The organism is Pseudomonas sp. Je.1.5.c (assembly GCF_051129895.1).
GTDB lineage: Bacteria > Pseudomonadota > Gammaproteobacteria > Pseudomonadales > Pseudomonadaceae > Aquipseudomonas > Aquipseudomonas urmiensis.
In genome coordinates this window covers 99,418-120,886 of sequence record NZ_JBCPSP010000001.1, presented here as the reverse complement: position 1 = coordinate 120,886, position 21,469 = coordinate 99,418, and the positions used below count along the sequence as shown (strand labels likewise).

20 protein-coding genes are annotated in these 21,469 nt (G+C 57.4%); 12 read left to right on the top strand and 8 right to left on the bottom strand.

The window, feature by feature from the left end:
- Positions 1-41: 41 nt before the first annotated feature.
- The 4 genes from AAZU54_RS00545 to AAZU54_RS00530 all read left to right on the top strand — a co-directional run bounded on the left by AAZU54_RS00545 (position 42) and on the right by AAZU54_RS00530 (position 3,770).
- On the top strand, positions 42-896 hold the full coding sequence (locus AAZU54_RS00545) for an alpha/beta fold hydrolase (protein WP_405129777.1): 855 nt from the start codon (positions 42-44) through the stop codon (positions 894-896).
- Positions 897-958: 62 nt separating this feature from the next.
- Positions 959-1,945 (top strand): acrylyl-CoA reductase (NADPH), encoded by a 987-nt coding sequence (gene acuI / locus AAZU54_RS00540; protein WP_434726310.1) that lies wholly within the window; start codon positions 959-961, stop codon positions 1,943-1,945.
- A 26-nt stretch (positions 1,946-1,971) separates the two neighbouring features.
- A complete protein-coding gene (locus AAZU54_RS00535; protein WP_312151285.1) occupies positions 1,972-2,715 on the top strand; it encodes an SDR family NAD(P)-dependent oxidoreductase in 744 nt (247 codons plus the stop codon).
- A 53-nt stretch (positions 2,716-2,768) separates the two neighbouring features.
- Positions 2,769-3,770 (top strand): NADP-dependent oxidoreductase, encoded by a 1,002-nt coding sequence (locus tag AAZU54_RS00530; protein ID WP_434726309.1) that lies wholly within the window; start codon positions 2,769-2,771, stop codon positions 3,768-3,770.
- Positions 3,771-4,239: 469 nt separating this feature from the next.
- Here the strand turns inward: AAZU54_RS00530 and AAZU54_RS00525 are convergent, their stop codons facing one another.
- The gene (locus AAZU54_RS00525; RefSeq protein ID WP_312151287.1) at positions 4,240-5,187 is read right to left on the bottom strand and encodes an AraC family transcriptional regulator; all 948 of its coding nucleotides are present in this window, start codon (positions 5,185-5,187) and stop codon (positions 4,240-4,242) included.
- 223 nt (positions 5,188-5,410) lie between these two features.
- On the opposite strand from AAZU54_RS00525, the gene AAZU54_RS00520 reads away from it, so the two are divergent.
- Positions 5,411-6,439, top strand: a complete 1,029-nt coding sequence (locus AAZU54_RS00520) for an alpha/beta hydrolase (protein ID WP_312151299.1) — start codon at positions 5,411-5,413, stop codon at positions 6,437-6,439.
- Positions 6,440-6,520: 81 nt separating this feature from the next.
- Entirely contained in the window at positions 6,521-7,714 is a 1,194-nt protein-coding gene (locus AAZU54_RS00515; RefSeq protein ID WP_312151288.1) for an MFS transporter, read from the top strand.
- Positions 7,715-7,882: 168 nt separating this feature from the next.
- Here the strand turns inward: AAZU54_RS00515 and dctA are convergent, their stop codons facing one another.
- Entirely contained in the window at positions 7,883-9,196 is a 1,314-nt protein-coding gene (gene dctA / locus AAZU54_RS00510) for a C4-dicarboxylate transporter DctA (protein WP_264233541.1), read from the bottom strand.
- A 99-nt stretch (positions 9,197-9,295) separates the two neighbouring features.
- Positions 9,296-10,465, bottom strand: a complete 1,170-nt coding sequence (locus tag AAZU54_RS00505; RefSeq protein WP_312151289.1) for a mandelate racemase/muconate lactonizing enzyme family protein — start codon at positions 10,463-10,465, stop codon at positions 9,296-9,298.
- 100 nt (positions 10,466-10,565) lie between these two features.
- Here AAZU54_RS00505 and AAZU54_RS00500 point away from each other — a divergent pair, with 100 nt between their 5' ends.
- Positions 10,566-11,441, top strand: coding sequence for a LysR family transcriptional regulator (locus tag AAZU54_RS00500; protein ID WP_312151290.1), 876 nt, complete (start codon positions 10,566-10,568; stop codon positions 11,439-11,441).
- Between the two features lie 76 nt (positions 11,442-11,517).
- Here AAZU54_RS00500 and AAZU54_RS00495 read toward each other — a convergent pair whose 3' ends face one another.
- Together AAZU54_RS00495 and AAZU54_RS00490 are read right to left on the bottom strand one after the other, a co-directional pair.
- A complete protein-coding gene (locus AAZU54_RS00495; protein WP_405129779.1) occupies positions 11,518-12,804 on the bottom strand; it encodes a CitMHS family transporter in 1,287 nt (428 codons plus the stop codon).
- Between the two features lie 108 nt (positions 12,805-12,912).
- Entirely contained in the window at positions 12,913-13,845 is a 933-nt protein-coding gene (locus AAZU54_RS00490) for an SMP-30/gluconolactonase/LRE family protein (protein WP_434726308.1), read from the bottom strand.
- A gap of 390 nt (positions 13,846-14,235) precedes the next feature.
- On the opposite strand from AAZU54_RS00490, the gene AAZU54_RS00485 reads away from it, so the two are divergent.
- The 4 genes from AAZU54_RS00485 (at position 14,236) to AAZU54_RS00470 (ending at position 18,774) form a co-directional block, all read left to right on the top strand.
- Entirely contained in the window at positions 14,236-15,177 is a 942-nt protein-coding gene (locus AAZU54_RS00485) for a hydroxymethylglutaryl-CoA lyase (protein WP_405129781.1), read from the top strand.
- Complete coding sequence (locus tag AAZU54_RS00480; RefSeq protein WP_405129782.1) at positions 15,174-16,376, top strand: CaiB/BaiF CoA transferase family protein; 1,203 nt, start codon at positions 15,174-15,176, stop codon at positions 16,374-16,376. The genes AAZU54_RS00485 and AAZU54_RS00480 overlap by 4 nt, the downstream gene beginning before the upstream one ends.
- Positions 16,377-16,552: 176 nt before the next feature.
- Positions 16,553-17,872 carry an MFS transporter gene (locus tag AAZU54_RS00475; RefSeq protein ID WP_264233557.1) on the top strand — a complete coding sequence of 440 codons (1,320 nt, stop codon included), beginning with the start codon at positions 16,553-16,555 and terminating at the stop codon, positions 17,870-17,872.
- A 134-nt stretch (positions 17,873-18,006) separates the two neighbouring features.
- On the top strand, positions 18,007-18,774 hold the full coding sequence (locus tag AAZU54_RS00470; RefSeq protein WP_264233559.1) for an IclR family transcriptional regulator: 768 nt from the start codon (positions 18,007-18,009) through the stop codon (positions 18,772-18,774).
- Positions 18,775-18,933: 159 nt separating this feature from the next.
- On the opposite strand, the gene dkgB is transcribed toward AAZU54_RS00470, so the two are convergent.
- Positions 18,934-19,737 (bottom strand): 2,5-didehydrogluconate reductase DkgB, encoded by an 804-nt coding sequence (dkgB, locus tag AAZU54_RS00465; RefSeq protein ID WP_186555180.1) that lies wholly within the window; start codon positions 19,735-19,737, stop codon positions 18,934-18,936.
- Between the two features lie 125 nt (positions 19,738-19,862).
- Positions 19,863-20,201, bottom strand: coding sequence for a hypothetical protein (locus AAZU54_RS00460; RefSeq protein WP_186555181.1), 339 nt, complete (start codon positions 20,199-20,201; stop codon positions 19,863-19,865).
- Between the two features lie 231 nt (positions 20,202-20,432).
- On the opposite strand from AAZU54_RS00460, the gene AAZU54_RS00455 reads away from it, so the two are divergent.
- Positions 20,433-21,014, top strand: a complete 582-nt coding sequence (locus AAZU54_RS00455; protein ID WP_186555182.1) for a flavin reductase family protein — start codon at positions 20,433-20,435, stop codon at positions 21,012-21,014.
- Between the two features lie 54 nt (positions 21,015-21,068).
- Here AAZU54_RS00455 and AAZU54_RS00450 read toward each other — a convergent pair whose 3' ends face one another.
- Entirely contained in the window at positions 21,069-21,467 is a 399-nt protein-coding gene (locus AAZU54_RS00450) for a heme-binding protein (protein ID WP_368972711.1), read from the bottom strand.
- Positions 21,468-21,469: the final 2 nt, after the last annotated feature.

The following is a 21,469-nucleotide window of genomic DNA, read 5'->3' as shown; positions in this document are numbered from 1 at the left end:
GGCTGCTGCAAGCGGACCGTTACCCATTTGAGATTAGCCACATGACTCAGTCTTTTGACACTGAAATCAAGTACATCGCTGCACCCAACAAGACTCTCAAGGTCGATGGTGTTGCCTTCGCTTACCGTGAGCTGGGACGCAAAGGTGGTGTCCCCCTCATCCTCCTGAACCACTGGGGGGCCGTTCTCGACAACTTCGATCCACGCATCGTCGATGAGTTGGCCAAGCATCACCATGTGATTGCCACGGACTATCGCGGCGTTGGTTTGTCTGGTGGCGTTGCACCGCTCACCGTCGCAGAAATGGCCCGCGATTGCGTAGGCTTGATCAAGGCATTGGGATTCGACAAGGTCGACCTCTTCGGCTTCTCGTTGGGTGGCTTTGTTGCTCAGGATATCGCGATCACCCAACCCGGCCTGGTGCGCAAACTGATTCTGACCGGCACAGGCCCTGCAGGGGGCAAGGACATCGACCAGGTCGCCGTAGTTTCCATGCCGCTGATTGAGAGGGCGATGTCCGAAGGGATCGATCCGAAGACCTATCTCTTCTTCACTTCGAGTGAGGCGAGCCAGCAGGCTGCCAACGCTTTTCTGAAGGCCATGCTTGAGCGCCAGACCGACCGGGATGTTCCAGTCACCCAGGAAGTCTTCGGTCGCCAGCTTCAAGCCATCCAGGCTTGGGGGCAGCAAGCCCCGCAGGACTTGTCTAGCCTGGATATTCCAGTACTCATCGCCAACGGCGACCAAGACATCATGGTGCCGTCCGAACTGAGCGGTGATATGGCAGAGCGCATTTGCGGCTCTACGCTGGTTATCTACGAGGATGCGGGCCACGGGGGGATTTTCCAGAACCACGCTGACTTCTCCGCGAAAGCGCTCGCATTTCTTGCTGCCTGATCCATTTATCAACATTTGAGCAAGAGCGGGGCTTCCCGTTTTTCTTGCTGAAGGAGTACCTCATGACATTCAAAGCGCTGCTTCTCACCAAAGAGGGCGAATCGGTCTCGTCGAACGTGGTTGATTTCTCCGAAGGGGATCTCATGCCAGGGGACGTTACCGTCGCTGTGGAGTTTTCCACGGTGAACTACAAAGATGCGATGGCTCTCACCGGTCGCGGTGGTGTGGTGCGCAGTTACCCCTTGATCCCTGGGATCGACTTCGCCGGTACCGTCATCGAGTCGAGCAACCCGGAATTCAAGGCAGGAGATCGGGTGCTCGCAAATGGCTGGGAGCTTAGCCAGAGCCACCATGGTGGTTTTGCTCAAAAGGCCCGGGTGAAGGGCGAGTGGCTGGTCAAAATCCCGGATGAATTCACCACCAAAGACGCCATGGCCATCGGAACCGCTGGTTACACAGCGATGCTGAGCGTGCTGGCACTCGAGCACGGCGGACTGACTCCCGAGCGTGGCGATATCTTGGTGACCGGGGCCAACGGAGGTGCTGGCTCTATCGCTATCGCGCTGCTGGCGAAGCTTGGTTATCGAGTGGTCGCCTCAACAGGTCGTCTCAGCGAGTCGGATTACCTCAAGTCGCTTGGTGCCGCTGAGGTCATCGACCGTCATACGTTGTCTGAAGCAGGTCGCCCAATCGGGGCAGAGCGTTGGGCCGGTGCGATAGACTCGGTTGGCAGCCATACCCTGGCCAACGTCTTGGCTCAAACGAAATATCGCGGTGTGGTAGCCGCCTTTGGCCTGGCTCAAGGCGCTGATCTTCCTGGGTCGGTGCTGCCCTTCATTCTGCGCAACGTGACGCTTGCCGGAATCGACTCGGTGAATGCACCGCGTGAAGTGCGCCTTCAAGCGTGGTCTCGCCTGGCACGCGACCTCGATTTGGTCAAGCTGGGTCAGACCGTCCAAACCGTTGGTTTGGCAGATGTACCGCGCGTTGTTCGAGAGCTTTTCGAAGGGAAGGTGCGTGGACGTACTGTGGTCAATGTGAACGAGTGAGGCCATCACTTCGAGGAGTCGGATAAATGAGTCAGCCTAGCGCAATCGTGTTTGGTGTTGGCACTACCCGCGGTGTTGGGGGAGCGGTCTGTAAGCGTTTTGCCCAAGAGGGGTATCACGTCATTGTCACAGGCCGAACCTTGGAAAAGATCGAGGAAGTCGTTGCAGACATTCGGAGTTCCGGCATCGGGAGCGCCGAAGCGTTGCAAACTGATGTCACCGTCGAAGAGCAAGTCATCGCAGCGTTTGATCTTGCGATGTCTCCAGGCGCGGGCCGAGCCCCTGCCGACGTCGTGGTCTTCAACGCGGGCAATAACGCCCTGATCGATTTCACTCAGCTCACGGCCAGCCAGTTCGAGGACTTTTGGCGAGTAGGCTGCTACGCCGGCTTCCTCGTTGGCAGAGAAGCAGCCAGGCGGCTGGTTCCTCTCGGGCGAGGCACCGTGATTTTTACCGGTGCTTCTGGAAGCTTGAGGGGTAAGCCTGGCTTTGCCCACTTTGCCGCCGCCAAGGCGGGATTGCGAATGATCTCCCAGAGCATGGCACGCGAGTATGGGCCTAACGGCATTCACGTTGCTCATGTCGTGATCGATGGCGGCATCCTGGGTGACCGACTGCGAAATGCCGCCCCGGGCAGGGTGGAGAGCATCGGGGCAGAAGGGCTGTTGGGATACGAGGCGATTGCTGAGAACTACTGGACGTTACATCGCCAGCCACGATCCGCCTGGACTCAAGAACTCGACCTTAGGCCGTTCAAAGAAAATTGGTGATTGCCTGATCCTCCAGCAGTTCGGGCACGTCAACATTTTGGAATGCTGAAGATATGAAAGCGTTTCTGATTGATCGCTACGGCAAAAATGTCGTTGGTGATATCTCTGAAGTTCCAGAGCCCAAGGTGGGCGATTTCGATGTTTTGATTGAGACTCACGCTGCAAGCGTGAACGTTCTTGATATCAAAATCCGCAAGGGCGAGTTCAAGTTGATTCTGCCTTTCCAGATGCCCCTGATCTTGGGTAACGATGTCGCTGGCAGCGTGAAGCGGATTGGTAGGAAAGTCAGTCGTTTGCGTGTGGGCGACGAGGTCTACGCACGTGTAGACCAGGCGCGTATGGGCGGCTTTGCGCAATTCGTCGCCGTCAAAGAAGCGGCAGTCTCGCCCAAGCCTACCAATCTGAGCATGGAGGAGGCGGCTTCACTGCCATTGGTGGCTCTCACAGCCTGGCAGGCTTTGGCGGAAATGGCTAACGTTCAACCAGGGCAAAAGGTTTTGATCCATGCCGGCTCCGGTGGCGTCGGTAGCATCGCCATCCAAGTCGCCAAGCACCTGGGAGCATTCGTCGCAACAACCACGAGTACCGTCAATGTGCCGTGGGTTAAGGCGCTGGGTGCCGATGTGGTGATCGATTACAAGACCCAGCAGTTCAAATCGCAGTTGAGTGATTACGATGTCGTGCTCAGTGGGCTGGGCGGTGATGTTCTCGAAAAATCCCTCCAGGTACTGAAGCCAGGTGGTCAGTTGATTTCCATCTCTGGCCCACCTACCCCTGAGTTTGCTGAGCAGCTTCGCCTTTCCTGGTTGTTCAAGCAGGTCGTGCGTTTGATCAGCCGTGGGATCAGGAAAAAATCTGAGCAGAAGGGCGTCAGCTACAAGTTTCTGTTCATGAGGGAAAGTGGTGCGCAACTGGCTGAACTGGCCAAGCTGGTTGAAGCCGGCGATATCAAGCCTGTGGTAGATCGCACCTACCCGTTGGGCTCGACGCGTGATGCTCTGATTTACGTCGCGCAAGGCAGAGCCAAAGGCAAGGTGGTCGTGAAGGTGAGGTGATCACCTGAGAGCAAAGGGGAGCGAAAGCTCCCCTTTTTCATGGCTAGGGGGTTCGTAGGGGTGTGGCTCAATAAACCATCGACGACGTATTCCGCCCTGGCCCTGGTTCGGTAGTCAAGAAGCACACGAATGCTGTGACCATGGCACTCACGAGCACCACTCCAAGCACCGCATGCGGGGGCAAACGTGAGCAGGGGTGCCGCAGGTGGTCTTCAGGTAATCCTTTCGATCCATTGCGGTCATTCACATTCCTCTGTTTGAAATGCCTGTCTCAAAGATCAGCCTTGCCGCCCAGCTTCATATGCAGGGGTCGACTGGCGAGGGCCGCATCGCCCTGCTGGCCTGAAACATCGTGTTCAAGAAGCTGTGTTCAGTCATGAACTTGTCTAATTCATGGTTCAGTCTGATAACCGCTCAAAGCAATCGGTCAGATCGCGATCACCGTTCCGTTCTATGGGAGCGCTGAGGCTCAAGGTAGGCCAGGAGTGACGGCAGCAGCTCTCTCTGCACTTGAGCGCAGTTCTGCGATGTCGCGCTTTGGCGGTGTACCGAATTGACGCACGTACTCGCGGCTGAACTGTGACGGGCTTTCATAGCCGACCTTGAAGGCAGCGGTAGCGGCATCCAGATGCTCGTTGAGCATCAACCTTTTTGCCTCGTTCAACCTCAGCCATTTTTGGTACTGCAGCGGGCTCATGGCGGTGAGCTGACGGAAATGCTGATGGAAGGTGGAGAGCCCCATCTGAACCTGGGAGGCCAGTTCGTCCACTCGCAGCGGCGCGGCGTAGTTCAGCTTCATCCAGTCGATGGCCTTGGCAATTCGATGGCCCTTGCTGCCTACGGAGGCGATATGGCGCAGCAGAGGTGCCTGGTCACTCAACAGCAACCGATAGTGGATCTCTCGTTGTACCAGAGGCCAAAGTACCGGTATCGCAGCCGGCTCCTCTAGCAGCTGAATCAGACGGGCGAAGCTCTCCAGCAATTTCGGGCTCAGTTCTCCCACGCCAGCGCTGGTATGGAAAGGCTGACCATTTACAGGAAGATGACCATCTTGCGCAATCAGCTCCGCCAGCGTGCGCAGGTCGAGCTTGAATACCAAGCCAAGACACGGTGCTGCATCGCTGGCCATCGTGACGGCTGAATTGGCGGGAATGTTCAGCGAGGTGACCAGAAAGCGAGTCGTATCGTAGGGGAATACATCACCGCCAATGACCATTTCCTTGGCGCCCTGCGCGACCAGCACGACGCTCGGCTCGACGATGCAGGTGATTGGAGGGGCTGGGGCGTTACGTCTATACACGCTGAGGTCGGCAATGCCTGTCGCGAAATCACCGGCAGTGGGCGCGTGGGCGCCGATCACCCTGCACAGGGTGGCCAGTGGGTTCGTGCTTACGGGTAGCGGTGCGGTGGCGGCCATGGTGAGGATTCCGATCATCGTATGGCAAAACACTACTTGCGCGTCACTTCAGCTGTCCATGTCCGAAGCGTACGGTCTGGACATTTAGGCAAGAAAACTGACCGTTTGCTCTACTGATGCGCCGCTTCACGCGCAGAAGATTAGGGCTAGGCGAGATGGTCAGTGTTTTTAGCAATGAAGGCCACTCGTTGCACTCCCATTTTGAGCAGACAGGAAGATGTGCATGAGGTCTTTATTCGTTGCGTTTGCCTTGATGGTCATTCCATTCACTGCGGGAGCCGCCGATATGTCCTTTGGGGCCAACAATTTCTACAAGAGTGAGCAGGTTTCACTCGAACGGGTTTCCTTCAAAAACCAGTTCCAGATGACCACGGTCGGCAACCTGTACCTTCCGAGAAAACAGAGCGTCAATGCCAAGCATCCTGCCATCATCGTCGGGCACCCAATGGGGGCGGTGAAGGAGCAGAGCTCGAATCTTTACGCACAGAAACTGGCTGAACAAGGCTTCGTTACCCTTGCCATCGACCTGTCGTTTTGGGGCGAAAGCGACGGGCGTCCACGTAACCTGGTATCACCGGACATCTACGCCGAAGACTTTAGTGCGGCAGTCGACTATCTCAGCGCCCAGGGCTTCGTGGATCGTGACCGTATTGGCGTGTTGGGCATCTGCGGCAGCGGTAGCTTCGCCATCAGTGCCGCGAAGATCGACCCACGCATGAAAGCCATTGCGACGGTCAGCATGTACGACATGGGCGCCGCCAATCGCAATGGACTCAAGCAGGGTGTTACTGTCGAGCAGCGCAAGCAGGTTATTGCCGAAGCGGCTGCCCAGCGTGATGTCGAATTTGCCGGTGGGGACACCCAATACACCAGCGGCACGGTTGATCAGCTGACTGAGCAGTCCAATGACATCGAGCGGGAGTTTTACGATTTCTACCGCACCCCACGCGGTGAATTCACCCCCAAAGGGTTGTCGCCGCTTCTGACGACGCATCCCACGCTGACCAGCAATGTCAGGTTCATGAACTTCTATCCGTTCAATGACATCGAGACGATCTCGCCACGTCCGATGCTGTTCATTGCAGGGCAGAACGCTCATTCCCGTGAGTTCAGCGAGGAGGCCTATCGCCTGGCCGGTGAGCCTAAAGAGCTGGTAATCGTACCAGGCGCAGGCCATGTCGATCTCTACGACCGCGTTGAATTGATCCCCTTCAGCACGTTGACCACTTTCTTCGGCGAGAACCTCAAGTAACTACTGCTGTCACTGGGCCCCGCTCTTACACGCTGGGCTAGGGCATCCGTGTCTTTTGAAATGGGTACATCGAGAACCGCCATGAGCAGCACTGCAATATCCCTTCAACATTCAAGCCGTCAGATATGGAGCGCTGTCCTTGCGATGTCGCTCTGTGCCTTCGCCCTGGTGGCCTCTGAGTTCCTGCCAGTGAGCTTGCTCACGCCGATTGCGTCCGAGTTGTCACTTACCGAAGGCCAAGCTGGGCAGGCCATTTCCATCTCGGGTTTGTTCGCTGTAATCACCAGTCTGCTGCTTGCCACCGTCACCCAGGGGATCGACCGCAAGCCTGTGCTGTTGGTCACAACTTCGCTCATGCTGGTTTCCGGGGGGATGGTGGCGTTTGCCCCAAACTACCTGACGTTGATGGTAGGGCGCGCCGTGCTGGGCATTGCCATTGGCGGCTACTGGTCGATGTCCACTGCAGTGATGATGCGCATCGCACCTGAGGCGCTTGTGCCCAAGGCCATTGCCGTTATGCAGGGCGGTACCGCGTTGGCTACGGCAATTGCGGCGCCCGCTGGAAGTTATCTGGGTGGCATGATTGGTTGGAGAGGAGCATTCGTTTGCGTTGTGCCTTTGGCCGCCTTGGCGTTGATCTGGCAAGCCTTCACGCTGCCAGCCATGCCGAGCGAACGGACCCAAGTATCGGCCCTCGGATCCCTGCGTTTGCTGGTAGATAGCAAGGTCGCCCTCGGCATGGCTGCAGTAGCCTTCCTGTTCATGGGACAATTCACACTGTTCACTTATCTACGGCCTTTCCTGGAAACGGTCACGCGTGTCGATGTGCCCACCCTCTCGCTTCTACTGTTGATTATCGGTGCCGCAGGTTTGCTGGGCACTATGTTGGTCGGCCCTCTTGTTAGCCGAAACCTGAATCGCGTTCTGGTGGGAATACCGTTGATCATGACAGCCATCGCATTCGCCGCTATCGCTGTGGGTGGCTGGATAGTTCCAGTTGCGGTTTTACTCGGCATATGGGGACTGATCGCAACGTGTGCGCCAGTGGGGTGGTTTACCTGGTTGGCCAAGGCGCTGCCGCACAATGCAGAGGCCGGTGGCGGGCTGATGGTGGCGGTGATTCAATTGGCTATCACTGCAGGCGCAACAGTAGGCGGTTTGTTGTACGACGGGATCGGCTACCCGGCTACCTTTCTTGCCAGTGGCGTATTCTTGCTCATCGCAGCCACGCTGAGTGTTATCACAAATCGCAGGCCAGCGACGCTAGCCATGTAGAGCAGGCTTTCGACTTTTTCGAGGCGTCCCGCATTGCAGGCATTGTGGGCTGCTCGAAGACTACGGACCTTCTTCAGTTGAAACCCGTACCCGCTCTGACAAAGGTCTCGGCCAACTCTGCATAAAACGCCGACGCCTGCGCCTTGAAGAGACCGTCGGCGTTCTGCATCATTTTTGTGGCGCGTAAACTTCTTCTTTACCGGCTGCCTTTTCGTTATTGAGGGCAGCGATTTCCCGCTTAGCGGTCTCTACGTCAAACGAGTTGTCCCACTTCGCTATTGCGATGGTGCCAATGCCATTTCCGATGAGATTGGTTACTGCTCTGGCTTCATTGAGGAACCTGTCGATGCCCAGCAGCAGTACAAGACCAACGAGAGGAATTGAATGAATGGTGGTGAGGGTCGCGGCAAGTGTGATGAAGCCCGCACCTGCGACACCTGCAGAACCCTTCGAAGTGAGTAGGAGAACACCCAGCAAGACCAGCTGATCCATGATCGATAACGGTGTGTTGGTCGCCTGGGCCACGAAGATCGCAGCCATGGTCAGGTAGATGCAGGTGCCGTCGGCGTTGAAGGTGTATCCGGTGGGTAGCACCATTCCCACCACGGATTTCTTGCAGCCGAGCTTTTCAAGCTTTGCCATCATTCGCGGTAGCACGGCTTCGGTTGAGCAGGTACCCAATGTGACCAGGATTTCATCCTTGAAGTACCGCAGGAACTGCGTCAGCGGAAGGCCAGACCAGCGAGCTACTGCCCCCAAAATCACCACAATGAAGATCAGGGTGGTCACGTACAGGGCGATCAGCAATTGGCCCAGTGACAGAAGCGTGCCAACTCCATACTTACCGATGGTGAAAGCCATCCCGGCACCCGCTCCAATTGGGGCCAGACGCATGACCATTGCGACAATCTTGAACAGGCCATGCAGGAACAGGTCGATGATGTTGATCAGCGGTTTGCTGGTTGGGCCCATTTGCACCAAGGCAACGCCCATCAGCACCGAGAGTAGAATCACCTGCAGCATCGAGCCTTTCGCGAAGGCATCCATGAAGGTGTGAGGGATGATGTTGAGGAGAAAGTCGACAGTTCCGCCCTGTTCCTGGGCGGCTTGGCTGTACTTGCCGATGGCGCTTGCGTCCAAGGTATTGGTGTTGATGTTCATCCCTACGCCCGGCTTGACGACGTTGACGACTACCAGGCCGATAATCAGAGCCAGCGTTGAGAGAATTTCAAAATAGATCAGCGCTTTCACGCCGATGCGACCCACCTCTTTGATGTCGCCCATTTTGGCGATACCCACCACTACCGTCCCGAAAATGATCGGAGCGAGCAGCATCTTGATGAGCTTGATAAAACCATCTGCAAAGGGTTGCAGCGTTGCACCTATGGCAGGCTCCAAGTACCCAATCAGCCCGCCGATGACGATGCCAATCAATACCTGGATATAGAGCTGGCTGTACCAGCGGGACTTGGTCGTTTCCACGAGCGCACCTCATTTTATTGTTGTGATCGGCTGTGTGCTGAGCGTCATCCTGACGCGTTGGTAGTGCTGCCTCGTGGTCAAGGCAGCAACATTTGAGGATCAGCCTTCTCCCAGTTCCCGCATGACCGCATACAGCGCGGACTTGGCTTCGAAGCCAACGCCTGGAATGTCCGGCAGCCCGACATAGCCGTTTTCCACGCGGATGCCATCCGCGAATCCGCCGAAGGGCTGGAACACATCGGGGTAGGACTCGTTACCGCCCAGGTGCAGGCCTGCTGCGATGTTCAGTGACATCTGGTGGCCGCCATGGGGGACGACTCGACGGGAAGACCAGCCCAGCTCTTCCATGACCTTCAAGGTGCGCATGTACTCGACCAAGCCGTAGGAAAGGGCGCAGTCGAACTGCACGTAGTCACGATCAGATCGCATGCCTGCATGGCGGAGCAGGTTCCGGGCGTCCTGGTGCGAGAACAGGTTTTCGCCGGTCGCCATTGGCAGTTCGTAGTGATTCGCCAGCTCTGCCTGCAGGGCATAGTCGAGCGGGTCACCTGCTTCTTCGTACCAGAACAGGTTGTACGGCTTGAGGGCTTCGGCGTACGCGATGGCGGTTTTTTGGTCGAAGCGGCCATTGGCATCGACAGCCAGGCGGCGACCATCACCGACCACTTTGATCACCGCTTCGATGCGGCGGATGTCGTCTGCCAGCGGCGCTGCGCCGATCTTCATTTTGACAACGTCATAGCCGCGATCCAGATAGCCGCGCATCTCGTCCTGCAGCTTGGTGTCGTCCTTGCCTGGGTAGTAGTAACCGCCTGCTGCGTAAACCCAGACCTTGTCGTCAGCCTTGCCACCACGATAGCGGTCGGCCAGCAGGCGATACAGTGGCTTGCCTTCGATCTTGGCCACGGCATCCCAGACCGCCATATCGATGGTACCAACGGCCACCGAGCGCTCGCCGTGCCCACCAGGCTTCTCGTTGGTCATCAGGGTTTTCCAGATGGCGAACGGGTCAAGGTTGTCGTATTCCTTGTCGATCAGCGACTCTGGATCGGCTTCGGTAATGCGAGCCAGGAAGCGATCACGCATCAATGCGCCTTGACCGTAGCGACCGTTTGAGTTGAAGCCGTAGCCGATTACGGGCTTGCCGTCGCGGATCACGTCGGTGACCACGGCAACAACTGAGCAGGTCATTTTGGAGAAGTCAATGTAGGCGTTGGCGATGGGCGAGGCGATGGATACGGTCTTTTCGCGGATGTCGACGATACGCATGATGCGCTCCTCTTTGTTGTTGGAGGCTTCACGGTATGCTTGGCGAAAGCGTGCGCCCAATGCTATTAATCCAGCACCCCATGCTGAAACGGCATTGCCCATGGAACTCGTCTGGCTAGAGGACTTCATTGCGTTGGCTGAGAACGGAAGCTTCGTTCGCGCGGCTGACGCACGTCATATCACCCAACCGGCGTTCAGCCGCAGAATCCGTTCGCTGGAAAGCTGGATGGGGGTGGAGTTGTTCATCCGCACGCCTCAAGGCGCGACGCTGACAGAGGCAGGCAAGCTAATCTTGCCTGGTGTGCTCGATGAGGTGGGCAGACTCTATCGAATCCGCTCCGAAGCCCAGGAGGTAGCCGGCAAGGTAGCCAAGGTGCTGCAGTTTGCGGCTACTCACTCCCTGTCATTCACGTTCTTCCCAAGGTGGATCAGATGTGCTGGTCGGGAGGCGCCCATCGAGGCCGTGCGGCTACATTCCGACAGCATGGCCAGCTGTGAGCAGATGCTCATGCACGGCCAGGTGCAATTCCTGCTTTGCCATGGCCACCCCGAGGTGCCGGCGCTGTTGCCGCCCGATCAATACGTCAGTAAGAAAGTCGACGATGACATCCTGATTCCTTTAGCAAGCCCGGCAGCCAGCATCGATCCTTCGCACTCGGCTATCCCTTATCTTGCCTACACCGACGAGTCGGGACTGGGGCGTATCGTTAACCATCGCTTGCGCGGCAAGCACGCCAACCTGAAGTTGCAACCGGCGTTCAGCAGCCATCTCGCCGCAGTTCTGATGTCGATGGCTCTTGAGGGTAAGGGGGTGGCCTGGCTTCCAAGAAGCCTGACGGAACAGGAGGTGGTAGATGGTCGATTGGTAAGGGCGCTGGATGCCAGCTGGGACATACCTCTCGATATCAACCTCACACGCCCACTTGCATCCATTAATCCATTTGCCGAGGCATTTTGGCGTCAGTTGCAGGAATAGCGGGCTCCATTAACGAAGCCGACTTCAAGCGCAGGTGTGCTTGCCCACCTGCGTCTTGCGCGGTTGAGCAAGACCCTCAGTTGAAAACGTCGATGGTGCCAATCGCGATAGCCGCGACGAACATTACCAGGCACGTACCGATGCTCCATCCGATGGATGCTCGCTGGTTGTCGCCGTAGTCCAGATCGAGCAGCCCACAGAGAAGGTAGGTTGAGGCAACTAGCGGGCTGAGCAGATGGACTGGCTGCCCGATCAAGCCGGCGATGGCCATCTCTTTTGCACCAATGCCGTAATGGCTCGCGGTTTCGGCCAGGATGGGAAGGATCCCGAAGTAGAAAGCATCGTTGGTCAGCACGTAGGTGAAAGGCATGCTGAGGAACGCTGTGATGACCGACATGAAATGACCAGCGGATTCAGGGATCACATGGATCAGGCTTTCCGAGATCGCTTTGATCATTCCTGTGCCGGACATGATCCCGACGAAGATGCCGGCGGCGAAGATCAGCAGGGTGACCGCCATGACGTTGTCGGCGTATTTACCGACGACTTCTTTTTGGTCTTTGACGCTTGGGAAATTCACCAATACGCCCAGGCCGAAGGCGAGCATAAAGAGGATCGGCAGGGGCATGAGGCTGAGCATCATCATGGTGATCAGCGTGATGGTGAGTACAGCGTTGAAGAGGAAGCGCCAGTCGGTCAATTTGAACTCGGTGAAGTGGCTCATGACCTCATCGTGATCGAGTTGCACGACACCCAGACGACGGCGCTCCCGACTACCCAGATAGAACGCCGCGAAAATCACCCAGCCCACACCCGCGATCATGAGTGGCAGCATCTCGATGAACAGTTCAGTGATGTCTACGTGCATGGCGCTTGCCGCACGCGAGAAGGGCCCCGCCCAAGGGAGGATGTTCATCACTCCGTTGGTCAGCAACAGAACGGTGGCCAGAACCTGCAGGCTCATCCCTGTACGTCGGTATAGCGGAAGGAGTGCTGCGGTAGTGATGATGTAGGTCGTGGCGCCGTCGCCGTCCAGGCCCACGCAAATTCCGAGCACAGCGGTGCCGATGACAATCTTCAGCGGATCGCCTTTCACGCATTTGAGGATCAGCTTGATCAGCGGGTTGAACAAGCCTGCATCGGTCATCATGCAGAAGTAGAGGATCGCGAAGGTCAGCATGATCCCGGTCGGGGCCAGCATCTTCACGCCATCGAACATCATCGGGCCAAGCTGTGTTGCAAACCCGCCTAGGCTGGCGAATGCAACTGGCACCAGGATGAGCGCCACCAGTGGTGACAGCCGTTTGCTCATGACGAGGTACATGAAGCAGACGATCATTGTGTAGCTCAAGAGCGTGAGCATGTTTGCCCTCTTATTATCTGTTTTGTATGAGTTCTATGGCTCGCCAGGCTCTTTTGAGGTGCGAGCAAAGTCCGTGCGCCATGTGCACAGGGCTGCAGTACGAAGTAGTTAGGCTGGCGCGTGCGAGAACATTCGCTTCCCTGCGTGGCCGGGGTCAGCCCTCAATATGTGACCTGTCGATGAGTCAGTAATGAATAGGCCGCGATTACCTTCGCCACCAAAGGCGAGGTTGGTAAGAGTGCGACCTTCAGTGCATGACTTGAATCGATAGAGCGGCACGGCGTGGGAGTCGAATGCCCACACGCATCCATTGCCTGCATCGCAGACATACAGGTTTCCTGACTCATCCAAGGCCATACCGTCAGCGCCACTCACGCCCCCGGCCATGGCGGTGAAGACACCCACTTTGGAAGTAGTGCCATCGGGCTGTAGTGGGAGTCGCCATACTGCGTTTGCGCGAGTCATCGCTACCAGCAGCGCTTTTTCTTCAAGATCCAGCACCAGGCCATTAGGGCTAGGGCCGTTATCTACCAAACAATCCAGGCGTTGTTGCTCCAGGTCGTAGCGGAAAACTCGACCCGATGGATCGTGCATGCCTGTCTGACCTTGGTCGGTGAAGAAGAGGTGCCCTTGGCGGTCAAAAAACAGATCATTTACACCCTTGAAGCTTTCACTCCGGCGATGCGTCAGGAATGGCTCGATGCGTTTGCTGATCGGGTCGAGAACGAGGATACCGTTCTTGTAGTCGGCAATGAAAATCCGACCGTCACGATGGATTTTTAAACCATTGGGCCAGCCGTCGTATTCAATAACCAGCTCCCAGTCACCCTGTGGGGAAACCCGGAAGACTCGGCCATATGGGATGTCAGTGACATAGAGATTGCCGGCCTGGTCGAAGGAGGGCCCTTCCAGGAAACTCGCGACTTGCTGGCCTGCTTTATTGGCTCTCACCCAGTCGGAATCCCCATCACGCCAAAACCCTTTCGGCAGTCTGCTGAAGACTTCGGTTGGGCGTTCCTCGGGAGGGGCATACAGGCTCATGGCAAATCTCCATGTAAAAACAGGCGCCAGACGCTGAGGCTCAAACGGCAGGTTTGGGCCAATCTCATCAGTGTACGTTGCCTGGGATATCTTGTTGTTTCGAGCAATTGTTCTGCTAGATGGAACGATATTGCTCTTGGTAGAACACTTTCCAAGCTATTTTCTTTGCTGTCAAGTCTCGCTGGAAGCGCTCCCTCTCTTTCGAAAGCCAGCCGAAAAGGCAACCACTTCCGTTCATCGTCAGCCTCATTGACAGATCCGAAACTGTGGGGAGATACTGAAACAGAACGCAATTCCGCCTGACAGAACAATCATAAAAACAGCGCTCCGCCTCGTTGCTGCACTGCATGAATGTTCGGGCAGGCTCTCCCCAGCTACAGGAGAACCTCCGTGAAAAAAGCGACAGATATCGACATCCTCGTCAGCGAAGTCGGGCCCAGAGATGGCTTACAGAGCGTCAAGGCCAGCATGCCCACCGAGTTGAAGCTGGAGTGGATTTCGGCTCTGGCGGGCGCCGGTTTGAGAGAAATCGAAGTCGGGTCGTTTGTATCGCCAAAACTGCTGCCGCAGATGGCAGATACTGCCCAGGTAGTAGCCCACGCCCTGACTCTGCCAGGTCTTTTCGTCACTGCGCTGGTGCCGAACCTCAAGGGTGCCGAAGCCGCTTTCAACGCGGGTGTGCACAAGATCACGCTGCCCATTTCCGTGAGCGAGCAGCACTCGCTGTCAAACATCCGCAAGACACACGCTCAAGTCTTTGATGAGGTTCAGGCGGTGGTTGCCTTGCGTAATGAGCGCTTCCCGAATGTCCTGATCGAAGCCGGCGTTTCGACAGCCTTCGGATGCACACTTAAAGGTGTTGTAACTGACGACGAGACCATGGCGATTGCCTTGAAAATGGCGGAACTGGGAGTAGACGAGGTCGGCCTTTCAGACACGGTCGGCTACGCCAACCCGGTTCAAGTGCGTCGACTGTTCACTCGCCTGTTCCAAGAGCTCGGCGCGCTCGCAGGCAGCGCCCACTTCCACAACACTCGCGGCCAGGGGCTGGCCAACGTCGTCGCCGCTCTGGAGGCAGGCGTGAAGACCTTCGATGGCTCCCAAGGCGGCTTGGGTGGCTGTCCGTACGCGCCGGGGGCCTCGGGCAACATCGTCACTGAAGACCTGGTGTATCTCCTGGAGTCCATGGGCCTGAAAACCGGTGTGGACATTGATCGCTTGGTTGCGGCGCGTGAAGTGCTTCGCCGTGGGCTACCAGGCGAACCCGTGTACGGCTTCATTCCAGATGCCGGTGTCGGCAAGAATTTCATCTATGCGAAGGAGGCCGTATGAGCCAGCAAGAAGTGCAGTCTCTGCCCCTGGCAGGTATTCGCGTAGTCGAGTTTGTTCACATGGTGATGGGCCCAACCTGCGGGTTGCTGCTTGCCGATCTCGGTGCCGAGGTCATCAAGGTAGAACCCGTTCCAGAGGGTGACAACACTCGCCGCCTGATGGGTTCTGGCGCCGGCTACTGGATGACCTACAACCGCAACAAAAAAAGTTTTGCGGTAGACATCAAGTCCGAAGAAGGCATGGTTGCGGTGAAGAAACTGCTCGCCACGGCAGATGTCGTTACAGAGAACTTCCGCCCTGGCGCCATGGAGAAATTGGGCCTGGGCTATGAGCAGGTCAAGGCCATCAAGCCGGACATCATTTACAGCTCGATGAAGGGCTTCCTGCCAGGCCCCTACGAGAAGCGCACGGCGCTCGATGAGGTCGTACAGATGATGACGGGCTTGGCTTACATGACGGGGCCTGTCGGGCGCCCATTGCGCGCCGGAGCCTCTGTCAACGACGTGATGGGCGGTATGTTCAGCACTGTCTCTATTCTTGCTGCCCTGCTGCAGCGCAAAGAGACTGGCCGTGGTCAGTTCGTACAGACCGGTCTGTTCGAAAACTCGGCATTCCTTGTCGCTCAGCACATGATGCAGAAAGTCGTGACTGGTAAAGCGGCGGCACCAATGCCGAGCCGAATTTCGGCGTGGGCCATCTATGACGTGTTCGAGACTGCCCAGGAAGGTGAGCAGGTCTTTATGGGCGTCGTCAGCGACAGTCAGTGGGTCTCTTTCTGCGAAACCTTCGACTTCCCTGAACTTGGAAATGACGCCGGCCTGCGCCGGAACAACCAGCGGGTTTCAGCCCGGGATCGAATAATCCCTCTGGTGCGGGAGCGCTTGTCTGGCATGGATAAGCAGACCGTGATGGCTCTCTGTGAGAAAGCCGGCTTGCCGTTTTCCCCCATCCAACGACCGGAAGACATGTTTGAGGATGAGCACCTCAACCAGTCTGGCGGTTTGGCAGAGCTGACGTTGCCAGATGGCGAGCAGGTGAAGGTGCCGATGCTGCCTTTGGAGATGAACGGCCAGCGTTTCGGGGCTCGTCTCAATGTCCCGAAGCTAGGCAGCCATTCGAGGGAGCTGCTTGCACAGCTCGGTTACGACGACGACCAGATCATTCAGCTCGAGTCTACCGGCGCGATCAAAACCGCTTGATCGGATTCGGTGCGGGTCTGCTTTGAAGACCCGCTCCAGATGACTTTTACGTCGTGCTCGAAATGATTCTCGGGCGAAATCAGCAGCACTGAAGGTACGGGACGTACCACCGGTCTGCGCTCACCGATGGCCCATCCAGCCACGGTATTCATAACAACAAAACCGAGGATACAGTCATGGCTAATGTCACGACCCCGGATACCCATTTGTCCATGCCGCTGCCTGAAGCCACATCTGCGTTGCAGCAAAGAGCAATGAAGAAGGCCGCTTGGCGCCTGATTCCATTGCTGGCACTGGCCTATTTCTTCAACTACCTGGATCGCACCAGTGTTGGTTACGCAGCCCTGCAGATGACCGACCAGCTCGGGCTTACTGCCGCTCAGTTTGGCCTAGGTGCAGGGATCATGTTTGTGGGCTATTGCCTCTGCGAAGTACCCAGTAACCTGGCTATGTACCGGTTCGGCGCACGCCTCTGGATGGCCCGAATCATGATCACCTGGGGGCTTGCCGCAGCAGCCACGGCATTCGTTATCGGCCCCTATAGTTTCTATGTTGTTCGCTTCCTTTTGGGGGTTGCCGAGGCCGGCTTCTTCCCTGGCGTAATCTTCTTCCTTACCCTCTGGTTCCCAGCCCAATACCGTACTCGGGTACTGGCTTGGTTCACGGTTGCAACGCCGATCTCTTTCCTTGTGGGGGGCCCACTTTCTATCTACCTGCTGCAAATGCACGGTGCTTGGGGGCTCGCGGGTTGGCAATGGATGTTCATCATTGAGGGTTTGCCAGCTTGTGTGCTGGGGTTCATCACTTTGAAGGTGCTTGCAAACCGGCCTAGTGAGGCCAAGTGGTTGTCCCAGGAAGAGAAGGATGCTCTCACCGGTATGCTGGAGAAGGAAAAGGCCAATACCCAAAAAAGCCACGGCTTCGCTGCAGCACTCAAGGATCCGCGAGTGTGGATCCTGAGCTCCATCACCTTCAGCTTCACCATCGGCACCTACGGTATCGGTATCTGGCTGCCGCAGATGCTGAAGGCGCAGGGTGTAGAAATAAGCTTGATCGGATGGGTCGCTGCAGTACCGTACTTCTTCTCAACCATCGGCCTATTGTTTTGGGCCAAGCATGTCGACCGGAGCGGCCGGGGGATCTTGAACCTGATCATTGCGCTGGTACTGGCCGGTCTTGCCTTGATCTTTGCGCTGAACATGAACGCCCTGATCCCAGCGCTGGCAGGCATCACCCTGGCCTTGGTGGGAACAATCTCGGCGAAAACGATCTTCTACACGTTGCCGGCGAAGTTCCTGAGTGGCCAAGCTGCTGCTGGGGGTATTGCTCTGATCAACTCTATCGGTGCCTTCGGCGGATTTGTCGGGCCCTACCTAATGGGCTTCCTGAAGGACTACACCCAGTCTTTCACGGCGGGCCTAATGGTCATGGGATGCATCCTGTTCTTTGCTGCATTGATGGCGTTGTCCCTGCGACTGTTCATGCGCGATGCCTGATGCGCAAGTTCTTCCAGTAGAACGGTGTTCTGGAGAATGGACTAGCTGCCAACCGTACTCACAGGTAAGGTATCAGCCATCTGAACGGCCCCTTTGAGGGGCCGCTTTTTCATGATTGCGCCGAGAATAAGCCTATGTCGCCAAAAGATGAGCCAGTGGTAGCCGATGCTTCCAAGAACAATGCTGACGGTGGGGTGGCGGCGGTTGATAGAGCTTTTGCGATTCTCGGGGCTTTCGAGCCTGATCGAAGCACTCTCCCGTTAGCTGAAATCGCTCGTCGCACGGGGTTGTATAAAAGCACCATCCTTCGGCTCATGAGTTCTCTGGAGAGGGCTGGATTCATCAGGCGACTGGCTGATGGACAGTATGCTGTGGGTCATGAGCCCTTGCGCCTGGCTCAGATTTACCAATCTTCCTTCCGGCTGCGAGACACGATTTACCCGGTGCTTGAAGCGCTCACTGAGGAGAGCGGCGAGACCTCGTCCTTCTACGTGATCGAGAACGATATACGGGTGGTGCTGTTCCGTGTTGAACCTAAACGCGCAGTACGCTTTAGCATCCATGAGGGTGATCGATTTCCGCTGCATGCCGGGGCTTCCGGGAAGATCCTCAGGGCATTTGGCCCGCCAGCGGATCGCGCTTTGGCTGAGGTGCGGGAGCAGTTCTGGGCAACCTCATTTGGGGAGCGTGATCCCGAGACATCGTCGATCTCTGCCCCTGTATTTGGTGTCGACCATGAGTTTAAAGGGGCTTTGACGTTGTCTGGCCCATCCGAGCGATTCAACAAGGATCAGCTACAAGCAGCCCGGCTAATGCTGTTGAAGCGTGCCGCCCAGGCGACGAGCCTGATCGGGGGAAGCAATCGAGAGCTCCTGGCTGCACTAGAGCGGTGTGGAGTTTAATCACGCCATCGGTACTCATTGTAAGTTCTGCCCAATACCTGGGATGCCTAGAACAGTCACGGCGCTCAGGAGTAATGTTCAGCAAGGCCAGAGCGTCTGAATTCCCTGGTCGTCAGCTAGGTCGGCGTGTGTTGGGGCCGCATGACGGCCCCAGGGCTTTCAGTCCCAGGCAGGCGCCAGGCTCTCTGGGCTGACCAGGCGTTCAGCCCGCTCCAGTGCGGCGATTTGCGCCATGTCTGCATCGCTCAAGCGCAATGCGCCAGCTTTGAAATTGCCGGCCAAGTTTTCCCGCTTGGTGGAGGAGGGGATGACCGCGTAACCCAACTGCATGGCCCAGGCCAGGGCTACTTGCGCGGCAGTGGCGCCGTGCTGCTGGGCGATCGCCTGGATCACAGGATCGTGCAGCACCTTGCCGTAGCCCAGGGTCATGTACGAGGTCACGCCAATGCCGTGCTGCTGCATGAAGCCCACCAGCTTGCGATTCTGCAAATAGGGGTGCAGCTCGATCTGGTTGGTAATGATCACGCCTTCGCCGACTGCGTCGATGGCTTGCTGCAACAAGTCGATGGTGAAATTGGACACGCCGATATGCCGGGTCAGGCCTTGTTTCTGCGCTTCTACCAGGGCGCCCATGAATTCGGCGACCGGCACTGCGCCTTGGGGCGATGGCCAGTGAATCAGGGTCAGGTCCAGATAGTCGGTGCGCAGCTTGCTCAGGCTTTCCTTGAGGCTGGGGATCAGCTTGTCGGCGCCCAGATTTTCGGTCCAGATCTTACTGGTCAGGAACAGCTCGCTGCGCGGCACGCCGCTGTCGGCGATGGCTTGGCCGACCTCGGCTTCGTTGCCGTAGATCTGCGCGGTATCGATGGCCCGGTAGCCAATCTCCAGAGCAGTGCGCACCGAATCGATGACCACCTGGTCTTTGAGCCGGAAGGTGCCGAGGCCGAGGGCAGGGACAGTCATAGGGTGAACTCCTTGCTGAGGTACGAGAGAAGAGGTTCAGTATGGCTGCCCTGAGCGCCGGTGAAATAGGCACAGCGGCGCATTTGTTCTTTGACTTCACGGCAACAATCAGTGTGTTTGGCCTTTCAAAACCGCGCTGTACTGACGGTGATATAGCCCTTTTCTGGCAGGGCAATACGGATCACCGTCTCGTCTTGCGGCGCCTTGCGCTTTTGCTTGATCCGCACGCCGTCCACTGCGGCGGCGCGCATCCGTTCACGAATGGCCCGGCCCGACGGGTCAAAAAACGCTTCGCTGGCCAGCAGTTCGATGCGCTCGACCAACTGCCGGGTCTGCTCGTCAGTGGCGCAGAAAAACAGCACGCCGGATAGGTGCGGGTCGTCTTCCGGGTTGCTTATATCGTGAGCAAGCAATTGGCGTAGGGTGTGGCGAAGCTCAGTGGTACAGCGACGTTGTGAGAGCACGGGGAGACCTCCTGGAAAGTGTGCGCCTTATCTCGACTGAATCGTGGCTGTGGGATCATGTTTCTGAGTGGCCCGACCCACAAGTAAGGCGTTTCCGTGTTTCGGGTAGGACTTTTCCTTGTTCATGGCCTTCGCCGCCTGAGCTGTCCCTGAGGCCAGACTGGCTGGCAGGGATGTGAGCTGTTCGGCACAATTGCTGTTACGTCTACCGTGCAGTCCCGAGGAGTCTCAATGAACAGCCATTTTCAGCCTGTCGACCTGAACAAAGCCTATCGCTTGCTCAATCATGGTCCGACCGTACTGGTGTCGGCAGGGCACGCAGGGGTTGAGAATGTCATGGCCGCCGCCTGGGCCTGCGCGCTGGACTTCGCCCCGCCCAAGGTCACCGTGGTGCTCGATAAAAGCACCCGCACTCGGCAATTGGTGGAGGGCAGTGGCTGGTTCGTGCTGCAGCTACCCACCGCCGCGCAAGCGCGCCTGACCCATCAGGTTGGCACCCGCAGCCAGCTCGACGACCCCGCCAAGCTGGCGCGTATTGGTGTGCAATTGACGCGTATCGAGGGCTATCCAGCGCCTTTGGTCAATGATTGTTCAGCCTGGCTGATGTGCCGGGTGATCGACGAGCCGCACAACCAGAACACCTATGACTTGTTCATCGCAGAGGTGGTCGCGGCCTGGGCAGACGATCGCGTGTTCAAGGATGGCCACTGGCGTTACGAGCATGCCGACGCCAGCCTGCGCAGCTTGCACTACGTTGCAGGCGGGCATTTCTACACCATCGGCGAGCCGCTGGTGATCGACGAGCGGGATTGATTACGCCGATCCCAGCCAGTGATGGGCCGGTACTGCGGGGTGGCGGCCATAGTGTCACAACGCCGCCGCACCGGCTTTGGCCACTTGGGCATCCTGCTCGGGCTTGACCCCGGAAACGCCAATTGCGCCCACCACCTGGCCATCGACCCGCAGCGGCACGCCGCCTTCCAGGCTGGTCAACATAGGCGCAGTGACGAACGCCGTGCGCCCGCCATTGACCATCTGCTCGTAATCGCGTGTTTCGCGTCGGCCAAGCGCCGCGCTGCGGGCCTTTTCCACGGCGATGTAGGCGCTGGCCGGGGCGCAGCCATCCATACGCTCCAGGGCCAATGGATGACCGCCATCATCGACCACCGCGATGGTCACCTGCCACTGATGAATCTGCGCATCCTGGCGGGCCGCGGCGAGCAGCCGGGCGACCTCCGCCTGGCCCAGTACCGATTTGCTGTGCATGG

Coding starts and splice junctions, on each gene's coding strand:
- AAZU54_RS00455 (WP_186555182.1), top strand. CDS start 20,433: ATGAACAGCCATTTTCAGCCTGTCGACCTGAACAAAGCCTATCGCTTG.
- acuI (WP_434726310.1), top strand. CDS start 959: ATGACATTCAAAGCGCTGCTTCTCACCAAAGAGGGCGAATCGGTCTCG.
- AAZU54_RS00505 (WP_312151289.1), bottom strand. CDS start 10,465: ATGCGTATCGTCGACATCCGCGAAAAGACCGTATCCATCGCCTCGCCC.
- AAZU54_RS00480 (WP_405129782.1), top strand. CDS start 15,174: ATGAGCCAGCAAGAAGTGCAGTCTCTGCCCCTGGCAGGTATTCGCGTA.
- AAZU54_RS00535 (WP_312151285.1), top strand. CDS start 1,972: ATGAGTCAGCCTAGCGCAATCGTGTTTGGTGTTGGCACTACCCGCGGT.
- AAZU54_RS00525 (WP_312151287.1), bottom strand. CDS start 5,187: ATGGCCGCCACCGCACCGCTACCCGTAAGCACGAACCCACTGGCCACC.
- AAZU54_RS00515 (WP_312151288.1), top strand. CDS start 6,521: ATGAGCAGCACTGCAATATCCCTTCAACATTCAAGCCGTCAGATATGG.
- dkgB (WP_186555180.1), bottom strand. CDS start 19,737: ATGACTGTCCCTGCCCTCGGCCTCGGCACCTTCCGGCTCAAAGACCAG.
- AAZU54_RS00475 (WP_264233557.1), top strand. CDS start 16,553: ATGGCTAATGTCACGACCCCGGATACCCATTTGTCCATGCCGCTGCCT.
- AAZU54_RS00470 (WP_264233559.1), top strand. CDS start 18,007: ATGTCGCCAAAAGATGAGCCAGTGGTAGCCGATGCTTCCAAGAACAAT.
- AAZU54_RS00545 (WP_405129777.1), top strand. CDS start 42: ATGACTCAGTCTTTTGACACTGAAATCAAGTACATCGCTGCACCCAAC.
- AAZU54_RS00450 (WP_368972711.1), bottom strand. CDS start 21,467: ATGCACAGCAAATCGGTACTGGGCCAGGCGGAGGTCGCCCGGCTGCTC.
- AAZU54_RS00520 (WP_312151299.1), top strand. CDS start 5,411: ATGAGGTCTTTATTCGTTGCGTTTGCCTTGATGGTCATTCCATTCACT.
- AAZU54_RS00500 (WP_312151290.1), top strand. CDS start 10,566: ATGGAACTCGTCTGGCTAGAGGACTTCATTGCGTTGGCTGAGAACGGA.
- AAZU54_RS00490 (WP_434726308.1), bottom strand. CDS start 13,845: ATGAGCCTGTATGCCCCTCCCGAGGAACGCCCAACCGAAGTCTTCAGC.
- AAZU54_RS00495 (WP_405129779.1), bottom strand. CDS start 12,804: ATGCTCACGCTCTTGAGCTACACAATGATCGTCTGCTTCATGTACCTC.
- AAZU54_RS00530 (WP_434726309.1), top strand. CDS start 2,769: ATGAAAGCGTTTCTGATTGATCGCTACGGCAAAAATGTCGTTGGTGAT.